This is a genomic window from Lysobacter sp. HA18 (genome assembly GCF_054057595.1).
The window spans coordinates 1,214,514-1,226,247 of the sequence record NZ_JBSRZL010000001.1 but is presented as its reverse complement, the minus strand read 5'-3'; the positions used below and the strand labels follow the sequence as shown (position 1 = coordinate 1,226,247).

At 68.9% G+C, this 11,734-nt stretch carries 9 protein-coding genes; 4 read left to right on the top strand and 5 right to left on the bottom strand.

Features of this window, described 5'->3' with window-relative positions; all coding sequences use genetic code 11:
• Positions 1 to 6 precede the first annotated feature (6 nt).
• Entirely contained in the window at positions 7 to 2,880 is a 2,874-nt protein-coding gene (locus ACVWWW_RS06210; protein ID WP_051234991.1) for a GGDEF domain-containing protein, read from the bottom strand.
• A gap of 230 nt (positions 2,881 to 3,110) precedes the next feature.
• On the opposite strand from ACVWWW_RS06210, the gene ACVWWW_RS06205 reads away from it, so the two are divergent.
• From ACVWWW_RS06205 to ACVWWW_RS06190, 4 genes are read left to right on the top strand one after another with little or no spacing between them, the layout of a single operon-like run.
• Complete coding sequence (locus ACVWWW_RS06205) at positions 3,111 to 3,665, top strand: RNA polymerase sigma factor (protein WP_027082645.1); 555 nt, start codon at positions 3,111 to 3,113, stop codon at positions 3,663 to 3,665.
• Positions 3,662 to 4,543 carry a hypothetical protein gene (locus ACVWWW_RS06200; RefSeq protein ID WP_027082644.1) on the top strand — a complete coding sequence of 294 codons (882 nt, stop codon included), beginning with the start codon at positions 3,662 to 3,664 and terminating at the stop codon, positions 4,541 to 4,543. Before ACVWWW_RS06205 ends, ACVWWW_RS06200 begins: the two co-directional genes overlap by 4 nt.
• Before the next feature lie 7 nt (positions 4,544 to 4,550).
• Positions 4,551 to 5,144, top strand: a complete 594-nt coding sequence (locus ACVWWW_RS06195) for an IMPACT family protein (protein ID WP_027082643.1) — start codon at positions 4,551 to 4,553, stop codon at positions 5,142 to 5,144.
• On the top strand, positions 5,137 to 6,906 hold the full coding sequence (locus ACVWWW_RS06190; protein ID WP_027082642.1) for an ABC transporter transmembrane domain-containing protein: 1,770 nt from the start codon (positions 5,137 to 5,139) through the stop codon (positions 6,904 to 6,906). The genes ACVWWW_RS06195 and ACVWWW_RS06190 overlap by 8 nt, the downstream gene beginning before the upstream one ends.
• A gap of 6 nt (positions 6,907 to 6,912) precedes the next feature.
• Here the strand turns inward: ACVWWW_RS06190 and ACVWWW_RS06185 are convergent, their stop codons facing one another.
• The 4 genes from ACVWWW_RS06185 to ACVWWW_RS06170 all read right to left on the bottom strand — a co-directional run bounded on the left by ACVWWW_RS06185 (position 6,913) and on the right by ACVWWW_RS06170 (position 11,734).
• Positions 6,913 to 9,879 (bottom strand): EAL domain-containing protein, encoded by a 2,967-nt coding sequence (locus tag ACVWWW_RS06185; protein WP_051234989.1) that lies wholly within the window; start codon positions 9,877 to 9,879, stop codon positions 6,913 to 6,915.
• 165 nt (positions 9,880 to 10,044) lie between these two features.
• Positions 10,045 to 10,248, bottom strand: coding sequence for a cold-shock protein (locus tag ACVWWW_RS06180; protein ID WP_027082641.1), 204 nt, complete (start codon positions 10,246 to 10,248; stop codon positions 10,045 to 10,047).
• Between the two features lie 105 nt (positions 10,249 to 10,353).
• Positions 10,354 to 11,124 (bottom strand): S-methyl-5'-thioinosine phosphorylase, encoded by a 771-nt coding sequence (locus ACVWWW_RS06175; protein ID WP_027082640.1) that lies wholly within the window; start codon positions 11,122 to 11,124, stop codon positions 10,354 to 10,356.
• 40 nt (positions 11,125 to 11,164) lie between these two features.
• Entirely contained in the window at positions 11,165 to 11,734 is a 570-nt protein-coding gene (locus tag ACVWWW_RS06170; protein ID WP_027082639.1) for a hypoxanthine-guanine phosphoribosyltransferase, read from the bottom strand.

The following is an 11,734-nucleotide window of genomic DNA, read 5'->3' as shown; positions in this document are numbered from 1 at the left end:
CGGCCGTCAGCCGACGAGGCTGGCGACCGCGTCGATCTCGTGCACGAGTTCCGGCAGCGGACGGCCATACAGATAGCCCTGACCGAGCGTGCAGCCCAGCTCGCGCACCACGCGCTGCTGGTGCAGGTTCTCGATGCCTTCCGCCACCGTGTGGATGCCAAGCGATCCCGCAAGCGCCTGGATTGCACGCACCACCGCTTCGCTTTCCACGCGCGTCTCGCTGCCGAGGCCGGCGATGAAGCTCTGGTCGATCTTGAGGCATTCGATCGGGAAACGGTGGAGGTACGACAGCGCCGAGAAACCGGTGCCGAAGTCGTCCAGCTGCGCGAGCACGCCGTGTCCGCGCAGATGATTGAGCATATTCATCACGCGCGGTGCTTCGTCGAGCAGCGCGACCTCGGTGATCTCGATGCGCAGGCGGCGCGGGTCCGCCTTCGCCTTGTCCATCATGCGCAGAAGCCTGTCCGCAAATGCGCTGTCACGGAAGTGGCGCGGGGACACGTTGACCGAGATGTAGCCGCCGTCGGTATGTGCGATGCGGTCGGCGACCTGCGCGTACACCAGCCAGTCGACTTCTTCGATCAGCGAGCTGTTCTCGCCGACGCCGATGAACGATGCCGGCGTCAACAGGCCACTGCTCGAATGGCTCCAGCGCAGCAGCGCTTCGTGGCCGATGATGCTGCGATCGGAAAGCCGGACGATCGGCTGGTAGAACGCAACGAAACCGTCGCCATTGATCGCGCGGCGCAGGTCGGCTTCGAGGTCGAGGATGCGCATCGCTTCCTCGCGCATAGCCTCGTCGAACGTTGCCCAGCGACCGCGACCTGCAGCCTTCGCGCGATACATCGCGGCGTCGGCGTCGCGCAGCAGTTCGCTGCCGCTGCGATAACGCTGATGCCAGAGCGCGATGCCGATGCTCGCCGACGGAAAGACTTCGCGACCCGCCACCCACCACGGCTGGCCGAGTGTTTCGAGGATGCGACTTGCGAGGCGCTCGACGCTGGCCACGCTGTCGAGCTGGTGCACGAGCACCGCGAACTCGTCACCGCCCAGTCGCGCGACGACATCGCCCGGACGCACGCAGGCGGCGATGCGCCGCGCCGCTTCCATCAGCAATTCGTCGCCCGCGGAATGGCCGGCGCTGTCGTTGACCAGCTTGAAGCGGTCGAGGTCGAGGTAGAGCACCGCGAACACCGAATGCGGATGCGCGTGCGTCAGCTCGATCGATTCGCTCAGCGCGTCGACAAGATGCGTGCGGTTCGGCAGGCCGGTGAGCGAATCGTGCCGCGCCTGGTGCGTGAGCCGCTGCTCGGCCCGCAGGCGCTCGCCGATCTGCGACACCAGCTCGCGGTTGGCACGCGCGAGTTCGCGGGTACGCGCTTCGACGCGTTCTTCCAGCTCGGTGTGCGCGTGCATCAGCGCGTCCTGCGAACGCTTGCGCTCCAGGCCGATGCCGATGTGATGCGCGACGAACGTCAGCAGCTCCTGGTCGCGACGACTGAACGTGATGGTGTGCGAATAGCTCTGCACCGCGATCACGCCGACGACTTGGTCGTCGCGCCACAGGGGCACACCGAGCCAGCAGCAGGCCAGCGCACCGCGGCTGATCAGCTCGCCTTCGTGAGTCAGCGTTTCGATGTCCGCGCGTTCGACCAGCAACGGCTTGCGGCGCGTCAGCACGTATTCGGTGAGGCCGAAGCCGAGCGGGCGCGCGACGCGGCGGCCGTCGCGTTCGTCGATGGAATACGGGAATTCGAGGCGTTCTCCGTCCTCGGAAATCATCGCGATGTAGAAATTGCGCGCGTACAGCAGCTCGCCGACGATCGCGTGTACTTCGCGATAGAAATCGTCCAGCGACGGCGCGCTCATCGACAGCTCGGCGATGCGGAACAGCGCACTCTGCAACTGTTCGGCGCGCTGGCGTTCCTCGATCTCCGCCTGCATATCGTTGTTGAGCCGCTCCAGCGCATGCGTGCGCTCGCGGACGCGATGCTCGAGATCCTGCCGCGCGAGATGGCGTTCGAGCGCGGTCAGGATGTGCTGCGCGACGAAGGCGAGCAGCGCGCGTTCTTCCTCGCCATACACACCGGCGCGGTCGTAGCTCTGCACAACAATTGCGCCACAGACGCGATCGTCGCGACGCATCGGCACGCCGAGCCAGTCTTCGCTGTCGGGGCCGTGCGTCGGGTCGCGCACAACACCGAGCTGATCGCGTACCGCATCGGATGCGCCACGCACCGGCTCGCCACGTCGCAGCAGCGCGAGCGTCAGGCTGTTCGGCATTTCCGACGCGGGAATCTCGCGGTCGGGCTCCGCGACGTAGTCGTCGCGCTCATCGGCGAAGTAGACGAAGCGCACGGTGTCGAGCGCGTCGTCGTACAGCACGATGTAGAAGTTGGCGGCGTACATCAGGCCGCCGATCACGTGATGGATCATCCGCAGCATCGCGGACAGTTCGAGGCCGGAGCCCGCGAGGTCGGCGATCTCGTACAGCGCCTGCTGCAGGCGCTCGGATTTTTCAAGCGAGTCCGCGCGACGTTGCACGCGGTCGGCATCGAGATACGCGGCGATCAGCGCGCGCGACATCTCCGACCAGGTCATGCGCACGTCGGCGTCGAGCCCGCCGTGTACGCGCGCGGCGACCGCGCCATGACGACCGCCGGGCAACGGCCAGCGTTCGATTACGCAGCCGTCGGCGACATCGATCGGCGTCGCACCAAGAAGTGAATTGCGGACGACCTCGGCGAGCGTGTCGTCGGCATCGTCGGACGTGTAGACGGTGACGCCTTCGCGTTCGCGCCAACCGGCTGCAACCGCTGCGTCGTTTGGCAATCCCGCTTCCAACGCAGCAACGAGCTCACGCCGTCGGGCGCGACGCATCCCATTGTCCGTTGGATCGGGTTTCCGCAACGCCGACTCCCCCTGTCGCCATGCCGGGCCTGCGCCCGACCCACGCTCCGGGTCGGCCTTTCAGCCGGCTGCCGGTTCCCGCCCGCGGGGCGGGCCCGGACGAGAATACGTGATCGCAGCGCGCTTTGAAGGGCCTTGCCCAAAGGGGCGGCCGCACGCCGGGCTGTACCGCAACCGGCCGCCCCCGTACGCTGCCGCCGATGAATGGCGCGCCTGCGGCCACCGACGACGAGCTGATGCGCGCCTGGTGCGCCGGCGACGTGCGCGCGTTCGAGGAGCTCTACGGCCGCCACAAGGGCCCGCTCTACCGGTTCGTGCTCCGCCAGCTGCGCGATGCGGCCACCACCGACGAGATCTTCCAGGACGTCTGGCAGCGCGTCATCGCGGCCCGCGACAGCTGGCGCCCGGACGCGGCATTCAGCACGTGGCTCTACCGGATCGCCCACAATCGGCTCGGTGATCACTGGCGCGCGGCCAAGCACCGCCCCGCTGCGCCGGCCGACGCCGAACCCCGGATCGAGGCTTTGGCGGACCCCGAATCGCCCGAACGGACGTTGAGTGATTTCGAGCAGCGCCGTCGCCTTCGCATGGCGCTGGACGAGCTGCCGCCCGAACAGCGCGAAGTCGTGCTGCTCAGGCTCGAGCAGGAGCTCACCCTCGAGGAGATCGGGGAGATCACCGGTGCCGGCCGCGAGACCGTGAAGTCGCGCCTTCGATACGCGATGGACAAGCTGCGCACGAGACTCTCGACATGACCGCCCGACCGCCCGAGCCCGACCACGACGCGCTGTCCGCCGAGGAACGCGACCTCGCCGCGCGCCTGGCCCGGCTCGACGCCGCGTCCGGGCCATCGGCTGCGCTGGACGCGAGCATCCTTTCGGCCGCGCGTGCGGCCACGCCGTCGCGATCCGTGTCCCCGACATCGCGACGCGCGCGTCGCTGGCCGAGCGCGATCGGCGCCGCCGCGGTGTTGGTCGCAGCCGTCGGCCTTGCCTGGCAGCTGCGTCCGATGTTCGAGCTGCCAACGCCGCTGGTGACGCATGCCGAGCATGCGGGCGACGCGAACGGCGCTGGTGCCGAGTCCGACACGGTGGTGCAGGTCGAAAGCGTGCCGCGCCGCGAAGCGCCGGTCGCAGCGGTCGGTAACGCGCCCGCGCAGGCCGCACCCGCCGCGTCTGCGCGCAAGGCGTCGCCGGTTGCGGGCGGTGGCGCGCCTCGTGTCGCCGCTGCGCCCGCTCCCGCGCGCAAGGCGGCGGCGCATCCATCGGTGCACGACTTCGTCGACGAGGCGATGCCGCCTCCTCCGCCTCCGGCGCCACAGCCGGCTCAGGATTCCCGCGCGTTCTCGGCGACGTCTGCCAAACCCGAGGCCGACGCAGCCGGCATGCCGCAGGCCGCCGCTGCAGCGTCGCGCGCACGACGCGAAGCCGTCGCCGCCCCGCTTCCCGATGTCTCCACCGACGCCCGTCTTCCGACGCGCGACTGGCTGATCCGTATCCGCGCTCGCCGCGACGCCGGTGACGTCGCCGGTGCGCGCGCCAGCCTCGCCCGCTTCGTCATCGCGCACCCGCGCGTCGCCGTGCCCGCCGACCTGCGTCCGCTGCTGCGCGACGACGATCCCTGGTCGCCGTGACGCGTCGATGCTGACGCTCGCCGGCCCCGCGTCGGCGACGCTCGAGGTCAAGCACAGCCGGTTCATGGCGCATGCCGCGCCGGTGACGTCGCCCGCGGCCGCGCTCGCCTTCCTCGCAGAGGTTCGCGACGACGCAGCCACGCACAACTGCTGGGCGTATCGGATCGGCCAGGACTACCGCTCCAGCGACGATGGCGAACCTTCGGGCACCGCAGGCCGACCGATCCTCGCCGCCATCGACGGACAAAAAGTCGACGGCGTCGTGGCGGTGGTCACGCGCTGGTATGGCGGCATCAAGCTCGGCGCGGGCGGCCTGGTACGCGCTTACGGCGGCTGCGCTGCCGAATGCCTGCGGCTCGCCGAAAAAATCGAGCGCGTCGAAAGCGCCACGCTGCGGCTGCGCTTCGCGTTCGCCGACACCGGCGCCGTACACTCGGTGCTGGCGGCCGCGGGCGTCGAACGCATCGACGAACATTTCGACGGCGACGGCGTCGAACTCGCGATCCGCCTGCCCGCCGACCGCGCGGACACCTTGAAAGCGCACCTGCGCGACGCCACCCGGGATCGGGTCCGCCTGCTGGAAAATCCTTCCGATGCCTGACGCCCCCGCCGGCGCCGCCCCCGTTTCGCGCTTCGCCGGCCTGCGCGCGCTGTGGCCCTTCGTGCAGCGCCATCGTCCGCTGTTCGTCAGCTGGCTGGTCGCGCTCGGCATTTCATCCACGGCCACGCTCGCGCTGCCCGTCGCGTTCCGTCGCGTCATCGACCACGGCTTCGCGAACGGCACCGCACATTCGATCAACGTCGCGTTCCTCCCGCTGGGTGGCGTGGTGCTGCTGCTCGCACTGTTCACCGCCGCGCGCTTCTACTTTGTCTCGCTGCTCGGCGAACGCGTGGTTGCCGATCTCCGCGATCGTCTGTACACGCACCTGCTCAGCCTCGACGCCGCGTTCCACGACCGCACGCGTTCCGGGGAGCTGGTCTCGCGCCTCAGCGCCGATACCGAACTGCTGCGCAGCCTCGTCGCGTCGACGATGTCGATCGCATTGCGCAGTGCGGTGACGGTGGTCGGCAGCCTGGTGATGCTGTTCGCGACCAGCCCGCGGCTGGCGTCGTATGCATTGATCGGCATTCCACTTGCCGTCGCACCGATCGTGATCGGCGCACGACGTCTGCGGAAGATCGCGCGCACCAGCCAGGATCGTGTGGCCGACGCCAACTCCATCGCCGCGGAAACGCTTGGCGCCGTCGCGACGGTGCGTGCGCATGCGCGCGAGCCGTACGAGCGCCAACGATTCGTCGACGCCGTGACGGCTGCGGTTGGTGTCGCTCGCAAGCGCATCGGCGCGCAGTCGCTGGTCACTGCGGTCGCGATCACGCTGGTGTTCGGTGCGATCGTCACCGTGCTGTGGCTCGGCGCGCACGACGTACTCGCGCACCGCATGACGGCCGGCACACTGTTGCAGTTCCTGCTGTATGCGGTGGTCGGCGGCGGCTCCGTCGGCGCACTTGCGGAAGTGTGGAATGAACTGCAGCGCGCGACCGGCGGCATGGGTCGCATTGCGGAACTGCTGGAAGAAACACCGACGGTCACGGTTCCCGCATCGCCGCGCGCCCTGCCGTCGCCCGTCACCGGCGACATCGAATTCGATCACGTCGGTTTCGCGTATCCCGCCGAACCGGACCGCGACGTGTTGCGCGATTTCAGCCTTCGCGTGCGACCGGGCGAAACCGTCGCGCTGGTCGGCCCATCGGGCGCCGGCAAGAGCACCGTGTTCTCGTTGCTGATGCGTTTCCATGACGTCGGCGCCGGCGCGATCCGCATCGACGGCGTGCCGATCGACAGCGTCGACCCGGCCGCCCTGCGCAGCGCGATTGCGCTTGTCGCGCAGCACCCGACGCTGTTCGCGACCAGCGTGCGTGAGAACGTGCGCTACGGTCGCCTCGATGCGGATGACGCTGCGATTGAACGCGCGCTCAAAACCGCGCACGCGGCGGACTTCGTGCATGCACTGCCGCAGGGCCTCGATACGACCGTCGGCGAACGCGGTGCGCGCCTGTCTGGCGGCCAGCAGCAACGCATCGCGATCGCACGCGCCGTACTACGCGACGCGCCGATCCTGCTGCTCGACGAAGCCACGAGCGCGCTCGACGCGCAGAGCGAGGCTGCTGTGCAGGCCGCGCTCGACGAATTGATGGACGGCCGCACGACGCTGGTCGTCGCGCATCGACTCGCCACCGTGCTCAAGGCCGACCGCATCGTGGTGATGGATGGCGGCCGCATCGTCGCGGAAGGCACGCATGCCGACCTGATGGCGCAGGGCGGGCTCTACGCGGAACTCGCGCGCCTTCAGTTCATCGACTGACGTACGTCACGCCGCATCGGCGGCGGGCAGGATGCCGAGCGCGAGCAACGTCTCGAAATCGAGCACTTCCAGCGGGCGACTGTAGAGATAGCCCTGCACGTCGCGGCAACCGTGCGCGTCGAGCATCGATGCCTGCGCGAGCGTTTCCACGCCTTCGGCCACCACGTGCGCTTCCAGCGCGTTGGCCATCGCGATGATCGCCTGCACCACCGCGCCCTGCTTCGCGTCGCCCGGCAGTCCGCTCACGAACGAGCGATCGATCTTGATCGTGTCGAAGCGATGGTTGGCGAGGTAGCCGAGGCTGGAATAACCCGTGCCGAAGTCGTCGATGGCGATACGCACGCCGAGCGCATGCAGGCCGGTGATGAGCCGCTCGGCTCGCTCGCGGTCGGCGAACATCTGGCTTTCGGTGAACTCGACTTCGAGCAGTTCGCCGGGCAACTGCGTGTCGCGCAATGCGTCGGCGACGGTTGCAAGCAGGCGGTCCGCGTCGAAGCGCGCAAGCGAAACGTTGACCGACACCGGCCCCGGCAGCTGGCCCGCGGCGCGCCAGAGCTGCGCCTGTCGGCAGGCTTCGCGCATCACCCAGCGGTCGACTTCGGTGACCAGGCTGCTCTCTTCCGCGATCGGAATGAACTCCATCGGCGGGATGAGCGTGCCGTCGCTGCGACGCCAGCGCACCAGTGCTTCCATGCCGATGATCGTGCCGTCGGGCCGCCGCACTTTCGGCTGGTAGACGAGGAACAGCCCACCGTGCGCGAGCGCGTCGCGCAGGTCGTGTTCCATGCGCAACCGACGCTCGACACGCTCGCTCATGCTGCGCGCGAAGAAGCTGTGCCGCGCGCGACCGGCATGCTTGGCGTGATACAGCGCGGCGTCGGCATGTCGCATCAGGCCGCGCCGATCGGTGGCGTCCTGCGGATAGAGCGCGATACCGACGCTCAGCGACACATGCAGCCGATGGCCTTCGACCTCGACCGGCCGACGCATCACCTCGATCATGCGTTCGGCGATGCGCGCCGCGCCTTCGGGATCGGGCAGGCGTTCGAGCAGCACGACGAATTCATCGCCGCCCTGCCGGCTCACCGTGTCCTCCGGCCGCACGGTCGACTGCAGGCGCTTGGCGACTTCCTGAAGCACCACGTCGCCGACCTGGTGGCCCAGCGAATCGTTGATCGTCTTGAAATGGTCGAGATCGACGAACATCAGCGCGCCGCGTCCGCCGTGCGGAATGGCGGCGACGGCGTGTTCCAGCCGGTCCTGCAGCAGCACGCGGTTCGGCAGGTCGGTGAGGTGGTCGTGCTGCGCCTGGTGCGCCATGCGCAGTGCCATCGCGCGTGTTTCGCTGATGTCGTGGATGACCATGACGCCGCCGATCACGCGGCCATCGCCGTCGTGGATCGGCGCGGCGGAGTCCTCCACCGCGAAACGTTCGCCATCGCGCCGCAGCAGCGCACGATCGAACTGCGACGACACGATGCGATCGTCCGATAGCGCGGTGCGCATCGGCGATGCGACTTCAGTGCCGCTGTCGTCATCGACGAGCCGGATCACCTCGTCGATCGAACGGCCGAGCGCGTCGGTTTCCGCCCAGCCTGTCAGCTCTTCCGCCACCGGATTGAGCAGCGTGATGCGCAGCTGCGTATCGCAGGCGACGACGGCGTCGCCGATCGAATCCAGCGTGACGCGAATGCGCTCCTTTTCCTCGTGCAGTGCGTGCTCGGCCTTGACGCGCGCACTCACGTCGATCGCGAGCACGAAGAAGCCTTCGCGGCCGTCGTCGGTGAAATTGGGGACGTAGTGGATCTCGAGGTCGCGGCCGAGGACGCGCGTCTCGAACGTGGCGCGCTCACCGGCCAGCGCGCGACTGACGGGCGCATCGACGCTCTCGGCGTACGCATCACCCAGCACCTCACGCTGCGTCCGCCCGAGCATGGCGGCGGGTTCGCGGCCGAGGAACTCGGCGTAGCGGCGATTGATCAGCTGGTAGCGGCCCTCCGCATCGATGAGGCCGATCGCTGCGGGCACGTGGTCGTGCAGCACGCGCAGCTGATGTGCCGTCTCGCGCAGTTCGCGTGCGGTGGCGCGCCGGCGCTCGGTCTGCACGGCGACCAGCAACGGCGCGAAGAGGCCGAATGCCGCCGACGCCGCGAGTTCGGTGAAGCCCAGCCCCGCCAGCGCACCTTCGCGTGCCCCGGGCAACCAGCGATGCACGGCGAGCAGCGCAAGGATCGCGACGAGGTCGAGCAGTGCTGTACCAAGGATGCCGAGGCGCAGGCCTGCGACGAGCAACGGCAGCAGCAGCACGATCAAGGGCTGCCGCAACCACAGCGACGCCGCGGCCGCGCCCGCGATCGATAGCGCCGCCAGCAGTGCGAACAGAGCGAGCGAACGCGGCTGGCGGAAGCGTCGCCACTCGTCCGGCGTCGACGCGAGCACCGCCGGCAGCAGCGTCAGCATCCCGAATGCGCCGCCGAGTGCCCAGTCGCGCCAGATCGACCATGCATCGGCCTGCGCGCCGGGGATCAACGTCGCCACCAAGCCCGTTGCCGCGGGCACGGCGACCACCGCGATGCCAGCCAGCCACGCGAGGTCCGATACGCGGCGCAGGCCACGCGGGTCGCAACCGGCCTGCACCAGCAACACGTAGGCGACGGCGGCCTCGGCGACACGCAGCATGCTGTGCGCGAGCACCACCGGCACGCGCGCCGGCGGCACGAACACGAAGACCAGCGCGCCGAGCACGACCGCGCAGGCGAGCAGCACGGTAGCGGCCAGCCTCGGCGATGCGCGCCGCAGCAGCAGCATGCCGACCAGCCACGCACCCGCGAGGCGGATCGCCGGCACCTGCGTTGCGTGGATCCAGCTCAGTGCCACCGCGGCGTACGACAGCACCACGGCGCCAACAACCGTCGCCGCCCCCCACGCGGCGTCGCGTGCACCGAACGTCGACGGGGCGGTGGCGTCGGACATACGCGGAGGTGGAGTCCCCTTGATAGCGCGAGGGTTCACGATGTCGATATACCCGGGCACCGCAGCGCCGCGTGAGTGAAGAAGTCCGCGCGACGAACCGCGTCGCGGGGGCAATAAAAAGGCCCCGCCGGAGCGGGGCCTCGGGACACGGTATGCAGCAAACCGTCAGGCCGGAACGACGCCCGATGCCTGCATGCCCTTCGGGCCCTGACTGACCTCGTAAGACACGCGCTGCCCTTCCTTGAGACTACGAAAACCCTTGGAGCTGATCGCCGAGTAGTGCACGAACACATCCGCAGTTCCGTCTTCGGGCGAAATGAAACCGAATCCCTTCGCATCGTTGAACCATTTCACGGTGCCGTACTGCATATCCTTGATGACCTCATGCTGTGAGCGTAGGCGCGCCGCGGTGGCCCGTATGGGTCGCAGCCGCGCGGCCGAGTATGCAAACGCCGCAGCCGGTTGACAATCGTCCTAGCGGGTATCGCCTGACGTGCGGTCGAGCAGCGCGCCGAGCAGTGCGGGCAGGTGCGCGGACGCCGCGGCGACGTTGTCGAGCACGTCCTGCAGCGTGATCACTTCATCGACCTGCGGCCCCGCGCCCGCCGCCCAGTTCGCGATGATCGCCAGACACGCGTACTCGAGTTCCATTTCGCGCGCGAGCCCGGCTTCGGGCATGCCGGTCATGCCGACTAGGTCGCAGCCGTCGCGACGCATGCGCGCGATCTCCGCACGCGTTTCCAGTCGCGGGCCTTGCGTCGCGCCATAGCAACCGCCGTCGACCAGCGGCACGCCTGCGTCCTGCGCGGCGGCGAGCACGGCGTTACGCAGCGACGGCGTGTACGGTTCGCCGAAGTCGACGTGCAGCACCTCGGTTCCGGGCTCTTCGCAGATCGTCGAAATGCGACCCCAGGTGTAATCGATGACCTGATCCGGGCACGCGAGCACACGCGGACCAAAACGCTCGGTGATCCCGCCCACCGTGTTGAGCGCGAGCACGCGCTTTGCGCCGAGCGCCTGCAGCGCCGCAAGGTTCGCGCGGTAGTTGACGAGGTGCGGCGGTACCGAATGACCTTCGCCGTGGCGGGCGAGGAACGCGATGCGATGCCCGGCCATCGTGCCAACGCGCACCGGCCCGGACGCGCGACCGAAGCGCGTATCGGGCTCGTGCGATTCGACATCGTGCAGTTCGGCGAGTCGGTACAGCCCGGTGCCGCCGATGACGGCGAGTGCGATGTCGCTCATGTCGTGTCCGTGCGAAGTCGTGATGCGAAGCGGTGCGGCGTCAGAGCGCTTTCAGCGCCTCGTCGGTCAGCGCGTGGACCGCCGGCAGGTTGCGGCCCTGCTCCTGGAAATCCATGCCGTAGCCGAAGACGTACCGATCCGGCACGTCGACACCGAAGTAATCCGCACGCACGCCTTCGACGCAGCGGTCGTGGCGCTTCACTGCAAGCGCCGCGATGCGGATGTCGACCGCGCCTTCCTCGCGGCACCACTGCGCGATCGCGCGCAGCGTGTGGCCCTCGTCGAGGATGTCGTCCGCGAGCAGCACGCGACGGCCGGCAAGCGGCGTCGCGGGACGATGCTTCCACGTCAGATCACCGCCGCTGGTGGCGCCGCGATAGCGCGTTGCGTGCAGGTAGTCGAACTCGAAATCGACGCCGAGCGCGCCGACTTCCATCGCCAGCCGGCCCGCGAACGGCAGGCCGCCATGCATCACCGTGAGGTAGACCGGCACGCCGCCGGCGAAGTCGCGCGCGATCGGTTGCGCCATGCGCGCGATCGCCTGTTCGAGCGTGTCGCGATCGTGGATGACGTCGCTGTTGGCCAGCGCCCAGGCGAGGTCGCGCGCCAT

What these genes read in the sequence shown, in the direction of transcription:
- ACVWWW_RS06210 (WP_051234991.1), bottom strand. Translation starts at nt 2,880, where the DNA reads ATGCGTCGCGCCCGACGGCGTGAGCTCGTTGCTGCGTTGGAAGCGGGA.
- ACVWWW_RS06205 (WP_027082645.1), top strand. Translation starts at nt 3,111, where the DNA reads ATGAATGGCGCGCCTGCGGCCACCGACGACGAGCTGATGCGCGCCTGG.
- ACVWWW_RS06200 (WP_027082644.1), top strand. Translation starts at nt 3,662, where the DNA reads ATGACCGCCCGACCGCCCGAGCCCGACCACGACGCGCTGTCCGCCGAG.
- ACVWWW_RS06195 (WP_027082643.1), top strand. Translation starts at nt 4,551, where the DNA reads ATGCTGACGCTCGCCGGCCCCGCGTCGGCGACGCTCGAGGTCAAGCAC.
- ACVWWW_RS06190 (WP_027082642.1), top strand. Translation starts at nt 5,137, where the DNA reads ATGCCTGACGCCCCCGCCGGCGCCGCCCCCGTTTCGCGCTTCGCCGGC.
- ACVWWW_RS06185 (WP_051234989.1), bottom strand. Translation starts at nt 9,879, where the DNA reads ATGTCCGACGCCACCGCCCCGTCGACGTTCGGTGCACGCGACGCCGCG.
- ACVWWW_RS06180 (WP_027082641.1), bottom strand. Translation starts at nt 10,248, where the DNA reads ATGCAGTACGGCACCGTGAAATGGTTCAACGATGCGAAGGGATTCGGT.
- ACVWWW_RS06175 (WP_027082640.1), bottom strand. Translation starts at nt 11,124, where the DNA reads ATGAGCGACATCGCACTCGCCGTCATCGGCGGCACCGGGCTGTACCGA.
- ACVWWW_RS06170 (WP_027082639.1), bottom strand. Translation starts at nt 11,734, where the DNA reads ATGGCGCGCGACCTCGCCTGGGCGCTGGCCAACAGCGACGTCATCCAC.